Here is a 24,908-nt window from a genome sequence, read left to right on the forward strand (position 1 = left end):
TCGCCGCGCAAGTGGCGCACCGGGTGGAACGGAATTTACCGTGCCAGCAGCGTACGGGCACCCTGGGTGATGGCCTCCTCCGAGACCAGAACCTGACGGGCAGCCGGACCTAATGGTACAAACGAGTCAAGTGCCGCCACCCGGCGCGCCGCCCCCACGTACCCGGTGTCGACCAGCGCGGCCAGCACCCCCTCGCCCACCCCGCCGGAGCGCCGCGTCTCGTCCACCACCAGCACCCGGCCGGTCGCGGAGGCCTCCCGGATGATGTCGGCCACCGGCAGCGGGGCGAGCCAGCGCAGGTCCACCACCCGGGTGCCGATCCCCTCGTCGGCGAGGGTGGCCGCGGCGCGCAGCGACATCCGCACCCCGTTACCGAAGGTGATGACGGTGAGGTCCTCGGCCGAGCCGACCCCGTACACCCGGGCCCGGCCGACCGGCACGTGCCGGTCCGCCCAGGCGCCCGGCTCGGCGTACCCGGCGGTCCACTCGCCGTCGCCCTCGGTGTAGAGGTCGCGGGCGTGGTAGAGCGCGATCGGCTCCAGGAAGACGCACACGCTGCCGTCCACCCGCGCCGCCGCCAGGCAGGTCCGCAGCATCGGCGCGGCGTCGTCCGGCCGGGCCGGCACCGCGATCACCAGCCCCGGCACGTCGCGCAGCACCGCCACCGAGTTGTCGTTGTGGAAGTGCCCGCCGAAGCCCTCCTGGTAGGCCAGGCCGGCCACCCGCACCACCATCGGGTTGCGGAACGCGCCCCGGGAGAAGAAGCGCATGCTGGCCGCCTCGCCCCGCAGCTGGTCCTCGGCGTTGTGCAGGTACGCCAGGTACTGGATCTCCGGCACCGGCAGCATGCCGGCCAGCCCGGCGCCCAGCCCGAGCCCGAGGATCGAGGTCTCGTCGAGCAGCGTGTCGAACACCCGGGCCGCGCCGAACCGGTCCCGCAGCCCCTTGGTGACCCCGTACACCCCGCCCTTGACGGCGACGTCCTCGCCGAAGACGGCCATCCCGGGGTCGTCGAGCATGCCGTCGGCCAACGCCGCGTTGATGCTCTGCGCCAGCGTCAGCGGCCCGGTCAGCTCGGGCGGCTTGCCGCCGAACGCCTCCGCGCGGGCGGCGGCGCCCGGACCCACCGCCCGGGCCGCCGCCTCCGCGACCGCCCGGGACACCCGCGCCGGCCGACGCGGCGCCAACTCCGCCACCACCTCGACCGGGGAGGCCAGCTTCGGCTCGTCGAGCACCTCCTCGGCGATCCGGCGCAGCTGCCAGCCCCGCTCGTCGTACCGGGCGAGCAGGTCCTCGCCGCCGGCGTACCCGGCCTCCACCAGCCGCCGCGCGGTGACCAGCAGCGGGTCCCGGGCCGCGTCGGCGGCGATCTCGGCGGGACTGCGGTACGCGGTCTCCGCGTCCGCGCCGGCGTGGCCCATCAGCCGGACCGTGTCCAGGTGCAGCACGGCGGGCCGGCGGTGCCGGCGCACCCAGTCCGCCGCCTCGGCCGCCACCCGGTGGCTCTGCACCACGTCCGTCCCGTCGGCGGCGAAGTAGCGGATGCCGGGCCGGGACCGCAGCGTGGCCGCCACCCACCCCTCGGGCGAGCGCACGCTGATGCCGAGCCCGTTGTCCTCGCACACGAACAGGACCGGGACCCGCACGTCGGCGTGGTCGTACCAGCCGGCGGTGTTGAACGCGGCGGTGGCGCTGGCGTGGTTGACCGAGGCGTCGCCGAACGAGCAGACCACCACCGCGTCCGCCGGCCAGGACGTCGCCGCCGGCTCGCCGTCGGCGCGCGGACCGCCCCGGCGCGGACGCTCCAGGGCCAGTGCCAGGCCGACCGCCCGGGGCAGGTGCGAGGCGATGGTGGAGGTGGTCGGCACGACCGCGAGGTCGGCCCGGCCGAAGACCTTGTGCCGGCCGCCGGCGATCGGCTCCGCGGCCGAGGCGGCCATTCCGCGCAGCACGTCGCGGGCCGCGTCCGCGTAGGCGTCGTCGGGGGCCGGCGGGGGCAGATCGGGTACGCCGACCGTCGCGTCGCCGTCCGCGTCCACGGTCACGCCGGCTCCGGGCGGGAGCCGCACGGCCTCGGCCGACGGTTCGATCCCCTCGACATCTGGCCGACCGCCCTGCTCACCCCGCGGACGGGTGCCGGCCGCCGGATCCAGATCGTCGTCGGGGAGGGGCGCCGCCGAATCGTCGGACGACGGTGCGTCGGGAAGCGGGGGCGGCGGGACGGGCGGGAAGTCGCCGGCCGCCTGGGCGGCCCGCAGGCAGTAGAACGCGCCCGACCGGTAGTGCAGCAGCGCCGGGTCGGTCGGCCGGAGCGCGGCGGCGACCGCGACGTTGCCCTCGTGACCCGCCGAGCCGATCGTGTAGTAGCCCTCGCCGAAGCCGCGCAGCCAGCGCCCGGCCAGGTCGAGCAGCCGGCTGGTGAGCTGCGCGTCGAACAGGGCCAGCAGGTGGGCCCCGGTCAGCGGCCCGCCGTCGGGCAGCGGCTCGGCCAGGTCACGCCGCCGCTCCGGCGCGCCGAGCGCGGCCAGGTCGGTGCGGAGCCGGTCGTCGAGATCGTGCGGGGTGGTCACGTCGGACAGCATTACCGACTCCGGGCCGCCGCGCCCAGTCGGACACGTTCCGCCCGGTGTGGCTCAGACCTCGCCGCACTCCTCGGGGCAGCCGCCGTCGGAGATCTTCCAGACCAGCTCGCGCAGGGCGGCCAGCTCGGCGGTGGTCAGCCCGTCGAGGAGTCGGGAGTCCGACATCACCCGCCCCACCCGCTCGCGGACCTCGCGTCCGTGCCCGGTGACCACCAGCGTCTTCTGCCGCCGGTCGGCGGGGTCGACCCGCCGCTCGACCAGCCCGGCCTGCTCCAGCCGGTCGGCCAGACCGGTGACGTTGGACCGGTCGCAGCCCAACTGCTCGGCGAGGTCGCGGGCCGGCAGCGGATGGTCCGGGTCCAGCTCGTGCAGGGCCCGGGCGGCCGCCGGGGTGAGCCCCAGCGCGGCGACCGCCTCGTCCTGGTGGTGCCGCAGCGCGGCGGCGACGTGCAGGATCCGGCGCACCGTGTCCCCGGCCAGGCCGGGTCGGTCGTCGGGGGACGGCGACTCCATGCCTCGATCGTACGTGACCGATCAACAATTGACCTGCTCCACTATATCCGCCGGCGCGACCGGTCGGGCCGGCCGGAGCGCCCGCCGGGCGGCCACCGCGCCGGCCAGCAGCAACCCGGCGGTGACGACAGCGGGCGGCAGGGCCAGCGCGGCCCCCCGCAGGTCGGCCGCGGTCAGCGCCAGGTGGACGCCGCCGACCACGGTCACCCCGAGCACGGCGGCGAGCAGCGTGCCGGTGGAGACGAGCGCGGACAGGGCGGCCGCCGCGCCCGCCGGCACCGCGTCGGTGAGCCGGGTGACCAGCGGGCTGAACGCCGCCGCGTGCGCCGCGCCGCCGAGCAGCAGCAACGCGCCGCCGGCCACCCAGGGCCAACCCCGGGCGGAGAGCGCGGCGAGGAGCACCGTCACCGCGGCCAGCACCGGCGGCCCGGCCACCGGCAGGACCGCGCGGGTCGCCTCCGGCAGTCGTGCGACCGCCAGACCGCACAGGGCGAAACCCGCGGCGTACGGGAGGAACGCCAGCCCGGCGGCGAGCGGGCTGAGGCCCAGCGCGTCCTGCGCCCGCAGGGTGAACACGAACAGGAAGCCCGCGTAGCAGCCCATCACCCCGCAGCAGGCGAGCAGTCCGGCCGGGACGCCGGGATGACGCAGCACTGTCACGTCCAGCAGCGGGGCGTCGCCCCGACGGGCCCGCCTGCGCTCGTACCCGAGGAAGAGCCGCAGCCCGACGGCGCCGGCGGCCACCGCGGCGACGCGGATCCCGGTGTCCGTGTCCAGCACCAGCGGCAGCACGAGGGTGAGCATCGCCGCGGCCAGCAGCGCCGCGCCGGCCAGGTCGAGCGGTTCCCGCCGGGGCGGCGCGGCCGGTGGGCCGGCCAGCACCCGCCGGCCGACGATCTGGAGAGCAACGCCGACCGGCACGTTGACCAGGAACGCCAGCCGCCAGGTGAGGCCGCCGAGGTCGAGCGTGACGAGGAGCCCGCCGAGGACCTGACCGGCGGCGACGCCGAGGGCGAGCACCATCGAGTACGCCCCGATCGCGCGCGCCCGGGCCGCGTCCGGCAGCGCGGCCCGGATCAGCGCGAGCACCTGCGGCACCATCAGCGCGCCCGCCGCGCCCTGGGCCACGCGGGCGAGCACCAGCGTGACCGGGGTCGGGGCCAGGCCACAGGCCAACGAGGCGAGCGTGAAGCCGGCCAGGCCGAGCAGGAAGATCCGAGGGCCGCCGTGCCGGGCGCCCAGGCGGGCGCCGACCACCACCAGCACGGCGAAGGTGAGCGTGTAGCCGGCCAGCACGAGCTGCTGGACGGCGGCGGAGCCACCCAGGTCGGCCCGGATCGCCGGCGCGGCCACGGCCGTGATCGAGGTGTCCATGGAAGCCATGGCCTGCCCGGTGAGCAGCACCACGAGCAGGGCGGCGGGTCGGCGGGGCGAAGTGGTCACGCCGGCCACCCTGCCGGGCCGGCCGTCCCCGGTCTTGTCGATCCTTGCGGGGCGTTTCCGTCGTCGCGGCGGCCTACGCTGACCCGCATGCGTACCGCCACCCGGCTGCTGGCCCGACCGGACTTCCGGGTCACCGTGGTGCGCTGCCGGGACGACCACCGCGGCTGGTCCGCGCCCGAGCCGGCCGACGCGTACGGCCTGGTGCTGGCCCGGCGGGGCGCCTTCCGGCGGGCCGGTCGCCACGGGGCCACGTGGGTCGGGTCGACGGTGGCCTACCTGACGGTCCCGGGCGAGGAGGAGCGGTTCGCGCACCCGGCCGGCGGCGACGAGTGCACGTCGGTGCACCTGTCGGAGCGGCTGTGGCGGGAGCTGTTCGACGACCGGCCGGCGCCGGGCACGGTGCACGTGGACGGCCCGCTGGACCTGGCCCACCGGCTCCTGCTGCGGGACGCCGCCGATCCCGACCACGCCGCCGCCGAGCGGCTGGTACGGCTGGTCGGGCGCGCCGTCACGCCGGTCGACGGCGGCGGCGGGCCGGGCCGGCGGCTGGTGGAGCGGGCCCGGGCGGCGCTGCACGACGACTCCCCGGAGGCCGCCGGGCTGCTCCCGCTGGCCCGGGCGCTCGACGTGTCGCCCTACCGGCTCAGCCGCGAGTTCCAGGCCCGCACCGGGGTGCCGCTCACCCGCTACCGCAACCGGCTGCGCGTCGCCCGGGCGCTGGACCGGATCGAGCAGGGTGACGTACGCCTGGCCGACCTCGCCGGCGAGCTGGGCTTCAGCGACCAGGCGCACCTGACCCGCACGGTCCGCGCCCACCTCGGCCACACGCCGGGCGATCTGCGTCGACTGCTCGGCTGACGTCGCCGCCTTTCGTCCGCCGACCGCTGTTCGGCGGAAAGTGCCGTGCGGTCGCCTCGGTGTCACCTGACGGCCATCGACGCTCGCGAGGCTGCCCGGAGTCGACGAACCGGACTCCGGGGAGGAAACCGTGGCACTGTCCCGACGTACCATCCTGCTCAGCGGCGCGGCGCTCGGCGCCGCCGGCGCGGCAGCCGGCCTGCCGGTCGCGGCCGCCGCGTCGCCCGGCCCGCTGCGCCGCGACCCGTTCACGCTCGGGGTGGCCTCCGGCGACCCCGACCACGACGGCTTCGTGCTCTGGACCCGGCTCGCGCCGGAGCCGCTGGCCGAGGACGGCCTGGGCGGCATGCCGTCCCGGGTGGTGCCGGTGTCCTTCGAGGTGGCCGCCGACGAGCGCTTCCGGCACGTGGTGCGGCGCGGCGTACGGCTGGCCCGGCCGGAGTCGGCGCACAGCGTGCACGTCGAGCTGGACGGCCTGCTCCCCGGGCGGGAGTACTTCTACCGGTTCCGGGCCGAGCGCTGGCTCTCCCCGGTCGGCCGCACCCGCACCGCCCCGGCGCCGTGGCTGATGCCGTCCGCGCTGGCCATGGGCTTCGTCTCCTGCTCGCAGTACGAGCACGGCTACTTCACCGCCTACCGCCGGCTGGCCGAGACCGAGCCGGAGCTGATCCTGCACCTCGGCGACTACCAGTACGAGTACGCCAAGGACACCTACACCGTCCCCGGCGGCAACCCGCGCGACCACGAGGGCCCGGAGACCCGGACGTTGGCGAACTACCGGCAGCGGCACGCCCAGTACAAGACCGACACCGACCTGCAGGCGGCGCACGCGGTCGCGCCCTGGGTGGTGGTCTTCGACGACCACGAGGTGGAGAACAACTGGGCCGACGAGGTGCCCGAGGCGCCCGACCCGGACTTCCTCACCCGGCGGGCGGCGGCGTTCCAGGCGTACTACGAGAACATGCCGCTGCGCCGCACCTCGATCCCCCGCGGCATCGACATGCAGCTCTACCGGCGGGTGCGCTGGGGTCGGCTGGCCACGTTCCACATGCTCGACACCCGGCAGTACCGGGACGACCAGGCGTGCGGCGACGGCTACAAGGACTGCGCGGCGGCGTCCGACCCGGCCCGGTCGATCACCGGCGCCGCGCAGGAGGCGTGGCTGCTGGACGGGTTCCGCCGCTCCGAGGCCCGCTGGGACCTGCTCGGCCAGCAGGTCTTCTTCGCCCAGCGGGACAACAACTCCGGTCCGCTGACGGTCACCAGCATGGACGCCTGGGACGGGTACGTCGCCTCGCGGGACCGGATCACCCGGGGCTGGGTGGCCGCCGGGGTGCGCAACCCGGTGGTGCTCACCGGCGACGTGCACGCCCACTGGGCCAGCGACCTGAAACTGGACTACGCGGACCCGACGTCGCGCACGGTCGGCAGCGAGCTGGTCTGCTCCTCGATCACCTCGACCGGGGACGGCGCGGACTCGCCCACCGGCTCGCACCCGTGGCTGGCGTTCAACCCGCACCTGCGCTTCCAGAACAACCTGCGCGGGTACGTCCGCACCACGATCACCCCGAGGGACCTGACCGCGAACTTCGACGTGCTCCCGTACGTGAGCCGCCCGGACGCGCCGGCGTACACCCGGGCCACGTTCGTGATCGAGGACCGGGTCCCCGGGTTGAACCTGACGTACGACCGGCCGCCGGCCGCGGCGCGGACCGTCGCTCCCGAGGCGGACCAGGGCCGGCAGACGGTGGAGGCGGAGACCGTCCGCCCGTGACGGGTCCGGCCGGGCCGGGGCGTCGTCCCGGCCCCGGCCGGCTCAGCCGGCGAGGAACGAGAAGCGCACCTGGCGGTCCGGGTTGTCGCCGTTCGGGTCGACCAGGCAGATCGACTGCCAGGTGCCGAGCTGGATCCGCCCGTCGAGCACCGGCAGCGTCGCGTACGGCGGCACGAACGCCGGGAGCACGTGGTCGCGGCCGTGCCCGGGCGAGCCGTGCCGGTGCCGCCACCGGTCGTCGGTGGGGAGCAGGTCGTCGAGCGCCCGGAGCAGGTCGTCGTCCGACCCGGCGCCGGTCTCGATGATCGCCAGTCCGGCCGTGGCGTGCGGCACGAAGACGTGCAGCAACCCGTCGCCGGCCCCGGCGACGAACCGCTCGGCCTCGGCCGTGATGTCCCGGACGGTCGGCCGGGACCCGGTCCGGACGCTGATCACCTCACTGCGCATACGGCGCATTCTGCCGCAGCCGGCCGGTTCCCGCCGCGTGCCGGCGGGGCCGGCTAGCGCACCCGGTGATCGCACAAAGTTACTGGTGGGTACCTGTGTTCAGCGTCGCGTCTGGGGGAGGGAGACGTGACGACGAGCGCCACGAGGGGGCAGGATGGCGCTAGAGACCTATCCCACACAGAACCGAGGGAACGCCTGTGGCTACGGAACGCAAGCGCCCGGTGATCACCGCTGGTCTGCCGAGCCAGCTTCCGGACATCGACCCTGAAGAGACCAGCGAATGGGTCGAGTCGCTCGACGGTGTCATCGACGAGCGCGGAACCAAGCGCGCCCGGTACGTCATGCTGCGCCTGCTGGAGCGGGCCCGCGAGCGCCAGGTCGGGGTGCCGTCCCTGACCACCACCGACTACATCAACACGATCGCGCCGGAGCGGGAGCCGTGGTTCCCGGGTGACGAGCACATCGAGCGGCGGCTGCGGGCGTACATCCGCTGGAACGCCGCCATGCTGGTGCACCGGGCGCAGCGGCCGGAGATCGGCGTCGGCGGCCACATCTCCACGTTCGCCAGCTCCGCGTCGCTCTACGAGGTGGGCTTCAACCACTTCTTCCGGGGCAAGAACCACCCCGGCGGTGGCGACCAGATCTTCTACCAGGGTCACGCCTCCCCCGGCATGTACGCGCGGGCGTTCCTGGAGGGCCGGCTCAGCGAGGGCCAGCTCGACGGCTTCCGGCAGGAGCTGTCGCACCCCGGCGGCGGGCTGCCGTCGTACCCGCACCCGCGGCTGATGCCGGACTTCTGGGAGTTCCCCACCGTGTCCATGGGCCTCGGCCCGCTGAACGCGATCTACCAGGCGCGGTTCAACCGCTACCTGCACCACCGGGGCATCAAGGACACCTCCCAGCAGCACGTCTGGGCGTTCCTCGGTGACGGTGAGATGGACGAGGTCGAGTCGCTCGGCGCGATCGGCGTGGCCGCCCGCGAGGAGCTGGACAACCTCACCTTCGTGATCAACTGCAACCTCCAGCGCCTGGACGGACCGGTCCGCGGCAACGGCAAGGTCATGCAGGAGCTGGAGGCGTTCTTCCGGGGCGCTGGCTGGAACGTCATCAAGGTCGTCTGGGGCCGGGAGTGGGACCCGCTGCTCGCGGCGGACACCGACGGCGCGCTGGTCAACCTGATGAACACCACGCCCGACGGTGACTACCAGACCTACAAGGCGGAGTCCGGGGCGTACGTCCGGGAGCACTTCTTCGGCCGCGACCCGCGCACCCGCAGGATGGTCGAGCACCTCTCCGACGACGAGATCTGGAACCTCAAGCGGGGCGGTCACGACTACCGCAAGCTCTACGCGGCCTACAAGGCGGCGACGGAGCACACCGGCCAGCCGACCGTGATCCTCGCCAAGACGATCAAGGGCTGGACGCTGGGCTCGCACTTCGAGGGCCGCAACGCCACCCACCAGATGAAGAAGCTGACGCTGGAGGACCTGAAGCTCTTCCGCGACCGCCTCTACCTGGACATCCCGGACAAGCAGCTGGAGGAGAACCCCTACCTCCCGCCGTACTACACGCCGGGCGAGAAGTCGGACGAGATCGCCTACCTCAAGGACCGGCGGCAGCAGCTCGGCGGCTACCTGCCCACGCGCAACACCGCGCGCAAGACGCTGGCCGTCCCGGGCAGCGAGCGGTTCTCCGACGTCAAGCGTGGGTCGGGCAAGCAGAAGGTCGCCACCACGATGGCGTTCGTCCGCCTGCTCAAGGACATCATGAAGGACAAGGAGTTCGGCAAGCGCTGGGTGCCGATCATCCCGGACGAGGCCCGCACCTTCGGTATGGACTCGCTCTTCCCGACCCAGAAGATCTACTCGCCGCACGGCCAGCGCTACACCTCGGTGGACCGGGAGCTGTTCCTGTCCTACAAGGAGTCGACCACCGGGCAGATCCTGCACGAGGGCATCAACGAGGCCGGTTCGGTCGCCTCGTTCACCGCCGCCGGCACGGCGTACGCCACGCACGGCGAGCCGATGATCCCGCTGTACATCTTCTACTCGATGTTCGGCTTCCAGCGCACCGGTGACGGCTTCTGGGCGGCGGCCGACCAGATGGCGCGGGGCTTCGTGCTCGGCGCCACCGCCGGCCGGACCACGCTCAACGGTGAGGGCCTCCAGCACGAGGACGGCCACTCGCTGCTGCTCGCCGCCACCAACCCGGCGGTGGTCTCCTACGACGCGGCGTTCGCCTTCGAGCTGGCGCACATCATGGAGAACGGCCTGCACCGGATGTACGGCGAGGAGCAGGAGAACGTCTTCTACTACCTCACCGTCTACAACGAGCCGATCTTCCAGCCGGCCGAGCCGGAGGGCGTGGACGTCGAGGGCATCCTCAAGGGCATCCACCGCTACTCGCCGGCGCCGCAGGTCGGTGACGACGCGCCGAAGGCGAACATCCTCGCCTCCGGCACCGGCATGCAGTGGGCGCTCAAGGCCCAGCAGCTGCTCGCCGAGGACTGGGGTGTGTCCGCCGACGTGTGGTCGGTGACGTCCTGGACCGAGCTGCGCCGCGACGCGGTGCAGTGCGAGGAGCACAACCTGCTCCACCCGGGCGAGGAGCAGCGGGTGCCGTACATCGCGCGGAAGCTGGCCGACGCCGACGGGCCGAAGGTCGCGGTCAGCGACTGGATGCGCGCGGTGCCGGACCTGATTTCCCGCTGGGTGCCCGGTGACTACACCTCGCTCGGCACCGACGGCTTCGGCATGTCGGACACCCGGCACGCGCTGCGCCGCCACTTCCACGTCGACGCCGAGTCGATCGCTGTCGCCACGCTGCGCCAGCTCGCCCTGCGCGGCACGGTGCCGGCCCACGTGCCGGCCGACGCCGCCCGCAAGTACGCGCTGGACGACGTCACCGCCGCCCCGGTCGGCGAAACCGGCGGCGACAGCTGAAAGGAAGGGCCCCTTCTTAACGCCTCCGGTAGAGAAGGGGCCCCTTCTTAACACTTCGGGCACAGACGACGATGGTCCGGCGTCCCTGGCGGGGACGCCGGACCATCACCATCGCGGGCGACGCCGGGACGGGCTCGGTCAGCCGACGGCGGCCAGGTCGGTCAGCCGGGCCAGCGAGTCCTCCAGGTCGGCGCCGACCCGGCGCAGGCCGAGCCGCAGCAGGGCGGCCTTGACGGGGCCGGCGGGCCACCGCACGACGATCAGTCGTACGACGGTGCCACCGTCCTCCTCGTCCGCGGTCAGCTGGACGTAGATCTCGGTACGCGCCTCGGCCCGGGCGCCCGCGCCCTTGGCCCGTTCGCGCCAGCCGATCAGGGTCGGCTCCTGGTAGGCGATCACCTCGGCCTCGTGCGCGGAGCCGCGTCCGGCCTGGACCAGTTGTCGCCGGCCGAATCCCTCCCCCGAGAGGACCTCGGCCGCGCGGACCCCCGCCAGCCAGGCCGGCAGCTGCTCGGCCCGCTGCACGACGTCCCAGACCACTTCCACAGGCGCCGCCACGTGTGCGCTGCGTTCCACGAGGATCATGAGTATCTTTCCCCCACTTAAATCACATCCGCGATATTCGGCACTCTATGTGTAAATCGGACTTAAGCGGACGGGTTCGGAAAAGACACGCCGAAACCCCTTGTGCCGTCGGCACTCTCCGGCCTATGGCGCGGCGGTCGTCCGAGCCCTAGAGTCGCGAACACGCTTCACGTCTCGGGAGGGTGACTTGACGACCGCGCCGATGCCCGACTTCCCCGCCGACTTCCGCTGGGGGGTGTCCACCTCCGCGTACCAGATCGAGGGGGCGACCACCGTCGACGGTCGCGGGCCGTCCATCTGGGACACGTTCGCCCGCGAGCCCGGCCGGATCGTCGACGGCAGTACCGGCGACGAGGCGTGCGACCACCACCACCGGTACGCCGAGGACACCGCGCTGCTGGCCGGGCTGGGGGTGTCCGCGTACCGGTTCTCGATCTCCTGGCCCCGGATCCAGCCCACCGGCGCCGGTCAGGCCCTGACGGCCGGCCTCGACTTCTACGACCGGCTGGTGGACGGTCTGCTCGCGGCCAGCGTGGACCCGGTCGCCACGCTCTTCCACTGGGACCTGCCGCAGGCGCTGGAGGACGCCGGCGGCTGGCTGAACCGGGACACCGCCGCCCGCTTCGCCGAGTACGCCGACGTCACCGCCGCCCGCCTCGGCGACCGCGTGAAGCTCTGGATCACCCTCAACGAGCCGTTCATCCACATGAGCCTCGGACACGGCATGGGCGTGCACGCGCCCGGCCGGGTGCTGCTCTTCGACGCCTTCCCGGTCGCCCACCACCAGCTCCTCGGGCACGGTCTGGCGGTAGCCGCGCTGCGGGCCCGCACCGCGAGCCCGGTGGCGATCGCCAACAACTACTCGCCGGTGCGGCCGGCCGGGGACAGCGACGCCGACCGGGCCGCCGCCGCGGCGTACGACGCGCTGCACAACCGGCTCTTCACCGACCCGCTGCTCGGTCTCGGCTACCCCGACGCGCCCGGCGTCGACCCGACCGTGGTCCGCGACGGCGACCTGGACGTCATCGCCGCGCCGATCGACGTGCTCGGCGTGAACTACTACAACCCGACGGGCATCCGCGCGCCCGAGGAAGGGTCGCCGCTGCCGTTCGAGATCGTGCCACTGGACGGCTACCCGCGTACCGCGTTCGACTGGCCGGTCGCCCCGGACGGCCTGCGTGAGCTGCTGCTCCAGCTACGGGACCGGTACGGTGACGCGCTGCCGCCGATCCAGGTCACCGAGAGCGGGTGCGCCTACGACGACGCGCCCGACGCCGACGGCCGGGTGGACGACCCGGAGCGGATCGCGTACCTGGACGGGCACGTGCGCGCGGTGCACGAGGCGATCGGCGCGGGCGTACCGGTGACCGGGTACTTCGTCTGGTCGCTGCTGGACAACTGGGAGTGGGCCGAGGGGTTCACCAAGCGCTTCGGCCTGGTGCACGTCGACTACCCGACCCAGCGGCGCACGCCGAAGTCGTCGTACGCCTGGTTCCGTGACCTGGTGCGGCGATGACCACGGTGAACCCGACGCCGGCCTCGCTGCCGGCGGCGCTCGCCGAGCCGACGGTGCCGGTCCGGAGGAGCTGGATCGCGCTGATCTTCGCGGCCAACCTGGGCGTCTGGATGGCGTTCTTCACCCCGATCCAGGTTCTGCTGCCGCAGCAGGTGGAACGGATCGCGCCGGGCGACAAGGAGGCCATGCTGGCGGTGGTGACCGGGCTCGGCGCGCTCGCCGCGGTGCTGGCCAACCCGCTCGCCGGCGCGCTGTCGGACCGTACCTCGCTGCGGCTGGCCAACCGGCACTTCGGCCGCCGGCACGTCTGGACCGCGACCGGCGCGGTGGTCGGCGCGGCCGCTCTGGTGCTGCTGGCCCGCCAGGACAGCATCGCCGGGGTGGCGGTGGCCTGGGTGGCCGCGCAGGTCTGCTTCAACGCGATGCTGGCCAGCCTCACCGCCGCGATCCCGGACCGGGTGCCGGTGGCCCAGCGCGGCGGCGTCTCGGGCTGGGTGGGCATTCCGCAGGCGCTCGGCCTGGTGCTGGGCGCGGTGCTGGTCACCGCCGTGGTGACCGGCAACGCCGCCGGGTACGCGGCGATCGCGCTCGCCGTGCTGCTGCTGTCGCTGCCGTTCGCACTGCTCACCCAGGACGACCCGCTGCCCCGGGAGCACCGGTCGCCGGTGCGGCTGCGCGCCCTGCTCGCCTCGATGTGGATCAGCCCGCGCCGCCACCCCGACTTCGCCTGGGCCTGGTTCACCCGCTTCCTGGTGCAGACCGGCAACGCGCTCGGCACGCTCTACCTGCTCTACTTCCTCACCGACGGGGTACGGGTGACCGACCCCGAGGGCTCGCTGCTGGTGCTGATCCTGCTCTACACGCTGGGCATGATGCTCACCGCCGTGGTCGCCGGGCGACTCTCCGACCGATCCGGCCGGCGCAAGGTCTTCGTGATCGTGTCGGGGCTGATCATGGCGGTGGCGGCGACGCTGCTCGCCGTCGCGCCGGTCTGGCCGATGGCGATCGTGGCCGCGCTGCTGCTCGGCGCGGGCTACGGCGTCTACCTGGCGGTGGACGCCGCGTTGATCACCCAGGTGCTGCCGGCCGCCACCGACCGGGCCAAGGACCTCGGCGTGATCAACATTGCCAACTCGGCGCCGCAGGTGCTCGGTCCGGCGCTGTCCGCGCCGATCGTCGTGCACCTCGGCGGCTACCCGACGCTGTACGCGGTGACCGCGGCGGTCACCCTGCTCGGCAGCGCCCTGGTGGTGAAGATCCGCTCCGTGCCGTGACGCCCACCGGCCGTCGCGCCTGTCGGTGCGTGTTAAAAAGGGGCCCCTTCACCTCCGGAGGCGTTAAGAAGGGGCCCTTCCTTTCTCGGTGGCAGCCCGCCGTAGGCTGGGGGACGTGACGGTACGTGTACGCTTCGCCCCCTCCCCGACCGGAATGTTCCACGTCGGCGGCGCCCGCTCGGCGCTGCAGAACTGGATCTTCGCCAAGCAGCAGGGCGGGGTGTTCGTGCTGCGCGTCGAGGACACCGACGCGGCCCGCAACAAGCCCGAGTGGACCGAGGGCATCCTCTCCGCGCTCGACTGGATCGGCATCTCGCGGGGCAGCTACGAGGGCCCGTACTTCCAGTCCTCCTACGCCGGCGAGCACCGCGCCGCCGCCCAGCGCCTGTACGACGGCGGCCGGGCCTACTACTGCGACTGCACCCGCGAGGACGTGCAGGCGCGTACCGGCCCCCAGCAGCGTGGCTACGACGGCTTCTGCCGCGACCGCGGCCTGGGGCCGGGCGAGGGTCGGGCACTGCGCTTCCGTACGCCGGACGAGGGCGAGACGGTGGTGGTCGACCTGATCCGGGGCGAGCCGACGTTCGAGAACAAGCTGATCGAGGACTTCGTCATCGCCCGTGGCGACGGGTCGCCGGTCTTCCTGCTCGCCAACGTGGTCGACGACATGACCATGGGGATCACCCACGTGATCCGGGCCGAGGAGCACCTGCCCAACACCCCGAAGCAGCAGTTGCTCTGGGACGCGCTCGGGGTCAAGCCGCCGATCTGGGCGCATGTGCCGGTGGTGGTCAACGAGAAGCGGCAGAAGCTGTCCAAGCGGCGCGACAAGGTCGCCCTGGAGGCGTACCGGGACGAGGGCTACCTCGCCGACGCGATGCGCAACTACCTGATGCTGCTCGGCTGGGCGCCGTCGGGCGACCGGGAGATCGTGCCCTGGTCGGTGATCGAGGACGAGTTCCGGCTCGACGAGGTCAACCCCTCCCCCGCCTTCTTCGACGAGAAGAAGCTGCGGGCCTTCAACGGGGAGTACATCCGGGCGCTGCCGGTGGAGGACTTCGTCGCCGCCTGCCAGCCGTGGCTCACCGGCACCGACACGATCGCCCCGCCGCCGTGGCAGCCGGCCGAGTTCGATCCGGCCGCGTTCGCCGCGGTGGCCCCGCTGGCGCAGACCCGGATCGCGGTCCTCAGCGAGATCGTGCCGAACGTCGACTTCCTCTTCCTGGCCGACCCGCTGATCGACGAGGCGGCCTGGGCGAAGGCGATGAAGGAAGGCGCCGCCGAGCTGCTGGACGCCGCGATCGCCGCGTTCGACGCGCTCGGCTCGTGGGACGCCGAGTCGCTGAAGGCCACGCTGGAGGCGGTCGGCGCGGAGCGCGGGCTGAAGCTGGGCAAGGCACAGGCGCCGGTCCGGGTCGCGGTCACCGGACGCACCGTCGGGCTGCCGCTGTTCGAGTCCCTGGAGGTGCTCGGCCGCGACCGGACGCTCACCCGACTGCGCGCCGCCCGGGTGCGCCTGGTCTGACCCGCCCGGCGCCCGGCACCGGGTGGGGAGCTTGCCGGCGTGTCGTCTGCAGGCGTGTCGCGGCCGGAAGCCGATACAACTGCGAGCGATATACCGCTGGGTCATAAATATGACTCAGCGGTATATCGCTCGTCCGGGCGCCCTTCTTCCGCGGCCGTCACGCGGCGTGTTCGGCGTACTCGCCCAAGTCAGCGGCGGGTGGCGCGACGGCGCAGCACGAGCGCTCCGACCAGGAGCAGCCCCAGCACCACCACCGGGACGACGGTCCAGAGCCAGCCCGTACCCCCGTCGTCGTCCCCGGCGGCGGCCGGGGACGGGCTCACCGCGGACGGCGACCCGGCGGACGGCGAGCCGGCGGCGGTGGATGCCGGCGCGGTGGTCGGCGCGGCGCTGCTGGGCGCGGCGCTCGCCGACGGCGGCTCGGCCGGCGTGCCGGTGGTCAGGGTGAACCGGACCTCCCCCTTGACCGGGTGTCCGTCGTCGGAGGCGAGCTGGTAGGTCACGATGTAGAGCCCCGCGGCGCCGGGCTTGAACGGCACACTCACCCGCTTGCCGGCGAACGTCGGCGCGCCGCCCGCGGCGGCCACGTTGTCCGGCCCGGTGACGGTGACCTTCGTCGTGGCCTCCTTCGGTGTGGCCAGGAACCGCAACTCGATCCGCTTCGGCGCGGCGGCCAGCCGGGCCCCGTTCTGCGGATCGCTGCCGGTCAGGGAATTGTGCGCGGCGGCCGGCGCGGCCGGCAGCAGCAGCGACGCTCCCGCCGCCACCCCGAGGACCACCAGCCAGGTACGCGCCATACGGGCAACCCTGCCCCCCATGAGCCCCTCCATCCGGGTAGGATCCGGCCGCTGATCATCGGCCGGCTATTGGTCGGTCTCAGCTCGCAGATAGTTCCAAATACTCTTCCACCAGCTGCAACCAGGCGACGTTCCGCGGAGTCTTTGAGGTGGACAGGTCCAGTGTGACCCGCAGCGAAAGCCAGCCATCGAACGGGGCGAGGAGGCGGCGATGGTCCGGAAGGTGAGACGGTTGTTGACCGTCCTGACCGGGGCGGCGGTGACACTGGTGTGCTCGCTGGCCCTGGCCGGCCCGGCGGCGGTCCAGGCCGCCCCCAAGCCGAAGCTCGCCCCGAGCGGGGTGGACATCACCGGCGACCGGCTCGACCAGCCGCTCCAGCTGCGGGCCGACACCCGCCCGGCCGACGTGAACCTGATCGTCGACCAGGTCAGGTGGCTGGGCGCGACCGGTCAACTGCGCGGTCCCGCCGCCAAGGACCTCGGTCCGAAGTACACGGTGGTGGTGCTCGTCGCCGGCACCGCGAAGAACACCTTCGACCTCTTCCCCCTGGCCAAGGGCGGTCCCCGGGTCTACCGGCCGGCCAAGCAGCCCGACCTGAGCCACCCCCGGGCCGGCTGGTTCTTCGGGCGCCTCACCATGTCCGAGACGCTGCGCTCGGTCGGGGTGCCGCTGGAGCCGCGGTTCGACACGCTCTCCGGCGGCATCGGCGGCGGCGAGCGGGTCCTGCCGGAGGACGCGCTCGACCCGGTGCAGGACCTCGACACCGCGCTCGGCGAGCTGCAGCGGCTGCTGCTGCTCAACATCGGCGTGGTGGTGGTCATCACGGCCGGGCTGGCCGGCATCGCGCTGCTGGTCCGTCGCCGCACCCGCTGAGCGTCGACTCAGACCGTCAGCACGACCTTGCCCCGGACGTGCCCCGCCTCGACGAGGCGGTGTGCCTCGGCCGCCTCGGCCAGCGGAAGCGTGCGAGCCACGTGCACGGTCAGCCGGCCCGCGTCGACCAACCCGGCCAGCACCGCCAGGTCCGCCGCGGACGGCTTCACGAAGAGGTAGGTGCCGCCGAGCCGGGTCACGTGCTCGGGATCGGCGGTGGACATCATCCGGGCCGGCCGGGTGATCAGCTCCGCGGAGACGTCGAGCGCGTCGCCGCCGAACAGGTCCAGCACCACGTCGACCCCGTCCGGCGCGACCGCCCGGACCCGGTTCCGCAGGCCGTCGCCGTACACGACCGGCTCCGCGCCCAGCGACCGGACGAAGTCGTGGTTGGCCTCGCTCGCCGTGCCGATCACCCGGTCCGCGCCGAGCGCGCGGGCCACCTGCACCGCGAGGTGCCCCACCCCGCCGGACGCGCCGTGCACCAGCACCGTGTCACCGGCGCCCGTACGGGCCAGCTGCAACGCCTGGTACGCGGTGAGCCCCGCCAGCGGCAGCCCGGCCGCCTCCGGCCAGGACGCCCGCACCGGCTTGTCGGCCAGGCACCGCTCGGGGGCCGGGACCAGTTCGGCGTACGTGCCGTGCTGCACGTCGTCGCGGCGGACGTAGCCGATCACCTCGTCGCCGACGGCGAACCCGGCCACCGCCGGACCGACCGCCTCCACCACCCCGGCCGCGTCCCACCCCGGCACCAGCGGGAAGTGGCTCGGGAAGGCGCCCGCCAGGTGCCCCTCGCGGACCTTCCAGTCGACCGGGTTCACCCCGGCCGCCCGCACCCGGACCAGGACCGTGTCCGGCCCGACCGGCGGGGTGGGCAGCTCCCGCAGGGTCAGCCGGTCGGCCGGCCCGTACGCGTCGATCGCGATCGCCTTCACCCCACCCACGCTAACCGCCGGGCGGCGCTCGCGTGGTCAGCACCAGCGGCGCGGCGGCCGCTCCCGGCGCGTCGTGCGGTTGCCCGGGCGCACCGCGCCGTGCCGGTGGGCCCCGGCCCAGCCGGCCCGGTCGCTGCGGCAGCTCGGCACCGGTGTCGGATCGCCGGCGTGCGGCGACGGCTCGGCGGCGCGCTGACGCGGCATCACCGGCTCGTCGTCGGCGCGCTCGGGCCCCCGGCCGACCGCGGGCTCACCCGTGTGGGTCAGGCCCGCCCGGCGCGGGTGCTTGGCCGCCGCCGGCTGCTCGTGACCCGGCCGGCAGGGCTCGCCCTGGGCGCAGCCGTGCTCGGCCTCCCCGTGCGCCATCCCGGTCTCCTCCATCTCGCCGTCGCCCGCCGGGCGGAACGCCCCGACGCGCCCTGACACCGTACTGGCCCGGCCGGACGAGATCGTCAGCGCGTACCGGTGGAGATCGTCCGATCGGGGGCCGCGGGCCCGGGCGCTCCCGTCGTACGCTTCGCCGTCGATGATCTCGGGGAAGGCGGACATGAGGTTACGCGCGGTCCTGACACTGCTGGCGATCTTCGTCCTGGTACCCGTCACCGCGTGCGACGCGCTCGGCGGGCCACCGCCCTCCGGGTTCCGCCCGCAGGCCGGAATGTGTCACCTGAAGCCAGGGGACAACGCCGACGGCGACGCCTACCGGCCGGTGCGCTGCACCGAGCGGCACGAGGCCGAGACGGTCATGGTGGGCGCGTTCGCCGGCGAGGACGCCGAGTCGGACGGCCCGCCGGCAACCGGAAGCCTCGCGGCCGTCCGCGCCTACTGGTCCTGCACCGCCGGCGCATCGGACTTCCTCGGTGACGACGTGGCCGAGGGCCGACTGTCGGTGCGGCTGGTCCTCCCGACCGCCGACGGGTGGGCCGCGGACGAACGGTGGTACCGCTGCGACGTGGTGGAGTTCGTCGCGCTCGACCTCTACGAGCCGAATCCCCGGGCAAACAGCCTGCGCGGGGCGCTGGAGTCGCCGTCCTCCCCGTTGCGGCACGCCTGCTACACGGCGGCCCTCGACGAGTACGGCGCCATCACCTCGCTGCCCCCGGCCTCGTGCACCGGGCCGCACCGGACCGAGTTCGCCGGCGTCTGGCGGGACGACAGCGTGCCCTACGGCGAGGAGATCCCGAGCGACACCATGATGAATGGTTGCTACGGGGTCATCGCCCGGCACGTCGGTCTCGGGGAGGACGACGAGATCCGACGTCGGCTACGGCCGCTCTTTCTGCCGCCGCGTGAGGAGGACCTGGCGGCCGGTGAGCAGAGGGTGCTCTGTCTGCTGCACAGCGACGGCAGGAAGCTCACCCGGTCGCTGGCCGGTGTCGGGGTGCGCGGCCTGCCACCGCGCCGCTGACCTCTCCGCCCGGCGGTCACGCGGACCGGCCTCGGAGTGGAACCGCTGGTCACGGCGTGTCAGGCTGGGGCGGTGAGCGAATCGGGCGGGACCGAGACGTCGGCGACGCTGCGCCGCATCGAGCGGGCGGCGGGTGGCCTGGCCACCGCCAGCGTGGCCCGGATGGACGAGACGCTGCCCTGGTTCCGGGAGCTGCCGGCCGACCAGCGCTCCTGGGTCATGCTGGTCGCTCAGGCCGGCGTGCGGTCACTGGTGCAGTGGCTGCGCCAGGGCGGCGGCGCGACCGACCGCACCCAGGAGGTCTCGGACGAGGTCTTCGCCGCCGCGCCGCAGGCGCTCGCCCGCTCGATCACCCTCCAACAGACCGTGGCCCTGATCAAGGTGACCATCGAGGTGGTCGAGGAGCAGGTGTCGGACCTGGCCGTGCCGGGCGAGGAGCAGTCGCTGCGGGAGGCGGTGCTGCGCTTCTCGCGGGAGATCGCGTTCGCCGCCGCCCGGGTCTACGCCCGCGCCGCCGAGAGCCGGGGCTCCTGGGACGCCCGGCTCCAGGCGTTGCTGGTCGACGCGCTGCTGCGCGGCGACTCGCCGGACGTGCTGGCCAGCCGGGCCGCCGCGCTGGGCTGGTCGGACGCCCCGCCGGTGGCGGTGGCGGTGGGCCGCTCGCCCGGCGGTGAGGTGGCGGCCGTGCTGCACACCGTCTACCGGCAGGCCCGACGCATCGGCGTCGAGGTGATCGGCGGGGTGCACGGCGACCGCCTGGTCATCGTGCTCGGCGGGGCGGCCGACCCGCTGGCGGCCACCGAGAAGCTGCGGACCGCGTTCGGTGACGGGCCGGTGGTGGTCGGTCCGGCCGTGCCCAGTCTGGACGAGGCGACCGAGTCCGCCCGGGCCGCGCTGGCCGGGTTCCGGGCCGCGCCGGCCTGGCCGACCGCGCCGTGCCCGGTCGCCGCCGCCGAACTGCTGCCCGAGCGGGCCCTGGCCGGCGACGCCGAGGCCCGCCGGCGGTTGCGACACGACGTGTACGCGACGCTGGCCCGCTCCGGCGGCGAGCTGCTGGAGACGCTGGACGCGTTCTTCGCCGCCGGCGGCACGCTGGAGAGCGCCGCCCGGGCGCTGTTCGTGCACCCGAACACGGTGCGCTACCGACTCAAGCGGATCGCCGAGGTGACCGGCTTCTCGCCGCTCGCCCCGCGGGACGCCTTCGCGCTGCAGGTCGCGCTGACGGTCGGTAGGCTGGACCCGGTGGTACCGGCAGTCGCACCCGTCCCGAGCCAGACAGGGAACCCAGGGGGCCGGAAAACCACCCAGAGCGGCGATGATCGCCACCGATCTTTGTAGGTTTCCTCTAAAGCTTCTAGTGCGGTTTCGTGCCGTGCGTTACAGCGCGACCCGCGAGTATCCGTCAGAGTCGTACACGTGCTCGCCGTACTCTCCCCCGGACAGGGCTCGCAGAAGCCCGGCTTCCTGACCCCCTGGCTCGACCTCGCCGACGTCGAGGCGCGCCTGCGCTGGTGGTCGGCGCTGGCCGGCGTCGACCTCGTCCACCTGGGCACCCGGGCGGACGCGGACGAGATCAAGGACACCGCCCGCACCCAGCCGCTGCTGGTGGCCGCCGCGCTGCTCGCCGCCGAGCACCTGCCGATGCACGACGTCGGGCTGGTCGCCGGGCACAGCGTGGGTGAGCTCGGCGCCGCCGCCCTGGCCGGGGTGCTGCCCGCCGAGGCGGCCGTGACCCTCGCCGGCGTACGCGGCCGGGAGATGGCCGCCGCCTGCGCGCTCGAGCCGACCGGGATGGCCGCCGTGCTCGGCGGCGACCCGGACGAGGTGCTCGCCGCGCTCCAGGCGCACGGGCTGCACCCGGCCAACCGCAACGGCGCCGGGCAGATCGTCGCCGCCGGCGCGGTCGGCGGGCTGGAGAAGCTGGCCGCCGAGCCGCCGACCCGGGCCCGGATCATCCGGCTCCAGGTGGCCGGCGCGTTCCACACGCCGTACATGGCCCCGGCCGAGGCCGCCCTGGCCGGGGTGGCCGCCGGCGTGACCGTGGCCGACCCGACCCGGATCCTCCTGTCGAACCTGGACGGTGCCCCGGTCGGGCACGGCCGGGAGACGGTGCGCCGCCTGGTCCGGCAGGTGACCGCCCCGGTCCGCTGGGACCTGTGCATGCGCTCCCTGGCCGACCTCGGCGTCACCGGCGTGGTCGAGCTGCCGCCGGCCGGCACCCTGGCCGGCCTGGTGAAGCGGGAGCTCAAGGGCGAGGGCGCGCCGGAGATCGTCACCCTGAACACCCCCGACGACCTGCCCGCCGCGCGCGCCCTGATCGCCCGGCACGGCGGCGTCGTCGCCCGCCCCCCGGCGTTCCACTTCCGGGTGGTGGTCTCCCCCGCCGCCGGAGTCTTCCGGCCGGTGGCCGAGCTGGCCGAGGGCGCCGAGCTGCGCGCCGGCCAGGTCGTCGGTCACGTCACCGGCCGGCAGGGGCCGGTCGAGGTGACCGCGCACGACAGCGGGCCGCTCACCGAGTGGCTCGCGCACCACGAGGACCCGGTCGCCCCGGGCCAGCCCCTCGTCCGCATCGGAGGATCGCACTAGATGGCCGGCAGCCGGATCGCCGCGATGGGGCACTACCAGCCCTCCCGCGTGGTCACCAACGACGAACTCGCGCAGATGGTCGACACCAACGACGAGTGGATCCGGGATCGGGTCGGCATCGTCACCCGGCGGATCGCCGGCGACGAGACGGTGGCCGACATGGCCACCGCCGCGGCCGGCAAGGCCCTGGCCAACTCCGGCCTCACCGCCGCCGACATCGACCTGGTCGTGGTGGCGACCTGCACGTCCGTGGACCGCAGCCCGAACGTGGCCTGCCGGGTCGCGGCCAAGCTGGGGATCAGCGCGCCGGGGGCGTACGACGTCAACACCGCCTGCTCCGGCTTCGCGTACGCGCTGGGCACGGTGGACCACGCGATCCGGGCCGGCGCGGCGCGCAACGCGATCGTCGTCGGCGCCGAGAAGCTCTCCGACTTCACCGACTGGACCGACCGCTCGACCTGCATCATCTTCGGCGACGGCGCCGGCGCGGCGGTGGTCACCGCGACCGCCGACGACGAGCCGGCCGGGATCGGGCCGGTGGTGTGGGGTTCCGCGCCGGAGAAGAGCGACGCGGTCCGGATCGAGGGCTGGCGGCCGTACATCGCCCAGGAGGGGCAGTCGGTGTTCCGCTGGGCGACCACCGCGCTGGCCCCGCTCGCGCTGCAGGCCTGTGAGCGGGCCGGGGTGGACCCGTCCGAGCTGGCCGCGTTCGTGCCGCACCAGGCGAACGCCCGGATCATCGACGGCATCGCCAAGCGGCTGAACATCCCGGACGCGATCATCGCCAAGGACATCGTCGAGTCCGGCAACACCTCGGCGGCGAGCATCCCGCTGGCCCTGTCGAAGATGGTCGAGCGGCGCGAGGTGCCCTCGGGCGCCCCGGTGCTGCTGTTCGGCTTCGGCGGCGGCCTGACCTACGCCGGTCAGGTCGTCCGCTGCCCCTGAAGACCCCCTCGGGCGCACACGCGCTCCAGGTGCGGTGCCCGGCGACGCCGGGCACCGAGAACCCCCGATGAGAGGAACCAACCGCAATGACCCGTGACGAGATCACCGCCGGCCTCGCCGAGATCCTCGAAGAGGTTGCCGGGGTGAACCCGGACGACGTGGCCGAGGGGAAGTCCTTCACCGACGACCTCGACGTCGACTCGCTCTCCATGGTGGAGGTCGTGGTGGCCGCCGAGGAGAAGTTCGGCGTCAAGATCCCGGACAACGAGGTGCAGAACCTGAAGACCGTCGGGGACGCGGTCAGCTACATCGAGGCGCAGTCCTGATCATGAGTCGCCCCGACGTCGTCGTCACCGGGCTCGGCGCGACGACCCCGCTCGGCGGGGACGTCGCGTCGACCTGGGACGCCATGCTCGCCGGCCGCTCCGGGGTGAGTGCGCTCACCCAGGAGTGGGCCGCGCAACTGCCCGTCCGGATCGCCGCCCAACTGGCGGTGGACCCGGCCGAGGTGCTGGACCGGGTGAAGCTGCGCCGGCTGGACCGCTCGGAGGCGATCGCCATCATCGCCGCGCGGCAGGCCTGGGCGGACGCCGGGCTGGCCGACGCCGGGCCCGACCCGGAGCGGCTGGCGGTCAGCGTCGGCTCCGGCATCGGCGGCGCCACCACCCTGCTCGCCCAGGACGACATCCTGGAGGCGTCCGGCCCGCGGCGGGTCTCCCCGCACACCATCCCGATGCTGATGCCCAACGGTCCGGCCGCCTGGGTCGGGCTGGAGATGGGCGCCAAGGCCGGGGTGCACTCGGTCGCCAGCGCGTGCGCGACCGGCGCGGAGGCGATCGCGCTCGGCCTGGACATCATCCGCGCCGGCCGGGCCGACGTGGTCGTGGCCGGTGGCACCGAGGCGGTCATCCACCCGCTGCCGATCGCCGGCTTCAGCTCGATGCGGGCCATGTCGACCCGCAACGAGGAGCCGGAGCGGGCCTCCCGGCCGTGGGACAAGGGCCGGGACGGCTTCGTGCTCGGTGAGGGCGCGGGCGTGGTGGTCCTGGAGCGGGCCGAGCACGCCGCCGCCCGCGGCGCCCGGGTGTACGCGCGCCTGGCCGGCGCCGGAATCACCTCGGACGCGTACGACATCGTGCAGCCGCACGCGGAGGGCGAGGGCGCGGTCCGGGCCATCGCCCGGGCGGTCGCCGACGCGGACGTGGCCCGCACGGACATCGTGCACGTCAACGCGCACGCCACCTCGACCCCGGTGGGCGACATGCTGGAGATCGGCGCGCTGCGGCAGGCGCTCGGCGACCACCCGGTGCTCACCGCCACCAAGTCGATGACCGGGCACCTGCTCGGCGCGGCGGGGGCGCTGGAGTCGATCGCCACCATCCTGGCCATCCGGGACGGCGTGATCCCGCCGACGATCAACCTGGACGACCCGGACGAGGGCCTGAGCCTGGACGTGGCCGCGCACAAGGCGCGTCACCTGGAGATCCCGGCCGCGCTGAACAACGCGTTCGGCTTCGGCGGTCACAACGTGGCGCTGGTCTTCACCCGCCCCTGAGCCGCCCTGATGTGGGGAAGGGCCCCTTCTAGGGGCCCTTCCCCACATCAGGCGCGGTTGCGCGGGTGCTGCCGCGCGGTCCGCTCGTTGCCGCGCCGGTAGTTGCCGGTCCACCGGGCCATCACCAGCTGCGCGTCGTCCTCGACCTCGGCCAGGAACTGCGCGGCCCGACCGCCCCGCAGCGTGCCGGCGACCCGCCCGTGATGCGTGATCACCACCGTGCCGTCGGCGCGCTCGACGTAGCGGAAACCCTGTGCTGGCTCTCCCATGGGCGCTCACCCTGCCAGCCGGACACCCGGTGCCGCATCCGGTTTCCGCCGCCCGGGGTGTTAAGCGGGGCCCCCTCCTC

General features: G+C 74.0%; 22 protein-coding genes. 13 read left to right on the forward strand and 9 right to left on the reverse strand.

The genetic code is table 11. From position 1 onward, the window contains the following. Positions 1-35 precede the first annotated feature (35 nt). Genes O7600_RS10800 through O7600_RS10810 form a run of 3 tightly spaced genes read right to left on the reverse strand, consistent with a single transcriptional unit; the run spans position 36 to position 4,538 of the window. A complete protein-coding gene (locus O7600_RS10800; protein ID WP_281593471.1) occupies positions 36-2,582 on the reverse strand; it encodes a thiamine pyrophosphate-dependent enzyme in 2,547 nt (848 codons plus the stop codon). A gap of 51 nt (positions 2,583-2,633) precedes the next feature. Continuing rightward, a complete protein-coding gene (locus O7600_RS10805) occupies positions 2,634-3,095 on the reverse strand; it encodes a MarR family transcriptional regulator (protein ID WP_281593472.1) in 462 nt (153 codons plus the stop codon). Between the two features lie 21 nt (positions 3,096-3,116). Further along, positions 3,117-4,538 carry an MFS transporter gene (locus tag O7600_RS10810; protein WP_281593473.1) on the reverse strand — a complete coding sequence of 474 codons (1,422 nt, stop codon included), beginning with the start codon at positions 4,536-4,538 and terminating at the stop codon, positions 3,117-3,119. An 87-nt stretch (positions 4,539-4,625) separates the two neighbouring features. On the opposite strand from O7600_RS10810, the gene O7600_RS10815 reads away from it, so the two are divergent. Together O7600_RS10815 and O7600_RS10820 are read left to right on the forward strand one after the other, a co-directional pair. Then, on the forward strand, positions 4,626-5,396 hold the full coding sequence (locus tag O7600_RS10815; protein WP_281593474.1) for an AraC family transcriptional regulator: 771 nt from the start codon (positions 4,626-4,628) through the stop codon (positions 5,394-5,396). 130 nt (positions 5,397-5,526) lie between these two features. After that, a complete protein-coding gene (locus O7600_RS10820; protein ID WP_281593475.1) occupies positions 5,527-7,170 on the forward strand; it encodes an alkaline phosphatase D family protein in 1,644 nt (547 codons plus the stop codon). Positions 7,171-7,212: 42 nt separating this feature from the next. On the opposite strand, the gene O7600_RS10825 is transcribed toward O7600_RS10820, so the two are convergent. Further along, positions 7,213-7,617: a YjbQ family protein gene (locus tag O7600_RS10825; protein ID WP_176558923.1), complete on the reverse strand. Its 405-nt coding sequence runs from the start codon at positions 7,615-7,617 to the stop codon at positions 7,213-7,215. A 197-nt stretch (positions 7,618-7,814) separates the two neighbouring features. Here O7600_RS10825 and aceE point away from each other — a divergent pair, with 197 nt between their 5' ends. Continuing rightward, a complete protein-coding gene (aceE, locus tag O7600_RS10830) occupies positions 7,815-10,559 on the forward strand; it encodes a pyruvate dehydrogenase (acetyl-transferring), homodimeric type (protein ID WP_348651371.1) in 2,745 nt (914 codons plus the stop codon). Positions 10,560-10,697: 138 nt separating this feature from the next. On the opposite strand, the gene O7600_RS10835 is transcribed toward aceE, so the two are convergent. Next, entirely contained in the window at positions 10,698-11,144 is a 447-nt protein-coding gene (locus O7600_RS10835; RefSeq protein WP_091572600.1) for an SRPBCC domain-containing protein, read from the reverse strand. A 202-nt stretch (positions 11,145-11,346) separates the two neighbouring features. On the opposite strand from O7600_RS10835, the gene O7600_RS10840 reads away from it, so the two are divergent. From O7600_RS10840 to gltX, 3 genes are all read left to right on the forward strand, one after another. Then, positions 11,347-12,660 (forward strand): GH1 family beta-glucosidase, encoded by a 1,314-nt coding sequence (locus O7600_RS10840; RefSeq protein ID WP_281594124.1) that lies wholly within the window; start codon positions 11,347-11,349, stop codon positions 12,658-12,660. Beyond that, entirely contained in the window at positions 12,657-13,934 is a 1,278-nt protein-coding gene (locus tag O7600_RS10845) for an MFS transporter (RefSeq protein ID WP_281593476.1), read from the forward strand. The genes O7600_RS10840 and O7600_RS10845 overlap by 4 nt, the downstream gene beginning before the upstream one ends. 115 nt (positions 13,935-14,049) lie before the next feature. After that, a complete protein-coding gene (gene gltX / locus O7600_RS10850) occupies positions 14,050-15,459 on the forward strand; it encodes a glutamate--tRNA ligase (protein WP_281593477.1) in 1,410 nt (469 codons plus the stop codon). A 188-nt stretch (positions 15,460-15,647) separates the two neighbouring features. Here the strand turns inward: gltX and O7600_RS10855 are convergent, their stop codons facing one another. Further along, positions 15,648-16,256, reverse strand: coding sequence for a copper resistance CopC family protein (locus O7600_RS10855; RefSeq protein ID WP_281593478.1), 609 nt, complete (start codon positions 16,254-16,256; stop codon positions 15,648-15,650). 211 nt (positions 16,257-16,467) lie between these two features. On the opposite strand from O7600_RS10855, the gene O7600_RS10860 reads away from it, so the two are divergent. Then, the gene (locus tag O7600_RS10860) at positions 16,468-17,130 is read left to right on the forward strand and encodes a hypothetical protein (protein WP_281593479.1); all 663 of its coding nucleotides are present in this window, start codon (positions 16,468-16,470) and stop codon (positions 17,128-17,130) included. Between the two features lie 8 nt (positions 17,131-17,138). Here O7600_RS10860 and O7600_RS10865 read toward each other — a convergent pair whose 3' ends face one another. Continuing rightward, the gene (locus tag O7600_RS10865) at positions 17,139-18,065 is read right to left on the reverse strand and encodes an NADP-dependent oxidoreductase (protein ID WP_281593480.1); all 927 of its coding nucleotides are present in this window, start codon (positions 18,063-18,065) and stop codon (positions 17,139-17,141) included. Between the two features lie 36 nt (positions 18,066-18,101). After that, complete coding sequence (locus tag O7600_RS30115) at positions 18,102-18,431, reverse strand: hypothetical protein (protein ID WP_091577112.1); 330 nt, start codon at positions 18,429-18,431, stop codon at positions 18,102-18,104. Positions 18,432-18,612: 181 nt separating this feature from the next. Between O7600_RS30115 and O7600_RS10875 the strand changes: the two genes are divergently transcribed. The 6 genes from O7600_RS10875 to fabF all read left to right on the forward strand — a co-directional run bounded on the left by O7600_RS10875 (position 18,613) and on the right by fabF (position 24,559). Continuing rightward, positions 18,613-19,473 (forward strand): septum formation family protein, encoded by an 861-nt coding sequence (locus O7600_RS10875; RefSeq protein WP_281593482.1) that lies wholly within the window; start codon positions 18,613-18,615, stop codon positions 19,471-19,473. Between the two features lie 45 nt (positions 19,474-19,518). Further along, entirely contained in the window at positions 19,519-20,811 is a 1,293-nt protein-coding gene (locus O7600_RS10880) for a helix-turn-helix domain-containing protein (RefSeq protein WP_281594125.1), read from the forward strand. A gap of 78 nt (positions 20,812-20,889) precedes the next feature. After that, positions 20,890-22,059 (forward strand): acyltransferase domain-containing protein, encoded by a 1,170-nt coding sequence (locus O7600_RS10885; RefSeq protein WP_281593483.1) that lies wholly within the window; start codon positions 20,890-20,892, stop codon positions 22,057-22,059. After that, complete coding sequence (locus O7600_RS10890) at positions 22,060-23,004, forward strand: beta-ketoacyl-ACP synthase III (RefSeq protein ID WP_091572567.1); 945 nt, start codon at positions 22,060-22,062, stop codon at positions 23,002-23,004. It begins immediately after the preceding gene. Positions 23,005-23,090: 86 nt separating this feature from the next. Then, positions 23,091-23,330: an acyl carrier protein gene (locus O7600_RS10895; RefSeq protein WP_007072348.1), complete on the forward strand. Its 240-nt coding sequence runs from the start codon at positions 23,091-23,093 to the stop codon at positions 23,328-23,330. Between the two features lie 2 nt (positions 23,331-23,332). Continuing rightward, the gene (gene fabF / locus O7600_RS10900) at positions 23,333-24,559 is read left to right on the forward strand and encodes a beta-ketoacyl-ACP synthase II (protein WP_281593484.1); all 1,227 of its coding nucleotides are present in this window, start codon (positions 23,333-23,335) and stop codon (positions 24,557-24,559) included. A 47-nt stretch (positions 24,560-24,606) separates the two neighbouring features. Here the strand turns inward: fabF and O7600_RS10905 are convergent, their stop codons facing one another. Further along, a complete protein-coding gene (locus tag O7600_RS10905) occupies positions 24,607-24,828 on the reverse strand; it encodes a hypothetical protein (RefSeq protein ID WP_281593485.1) in 222 nt (73 codons plus the stop codon). Positions 24,829-24,908: the final 80 nt, after the last annotated feature.

Origin of the sequence: Micromonospora sp. WMMA1998, assembly GCF_027497375.1 — a bacterium.
Classification (GTDB): domain Bacteria; phylum Actinomycetota; class Actinomycetes; order Mycobacteriales; family Micromonosporaceae; genus Micromonospora; species Micromonospora sediminicola.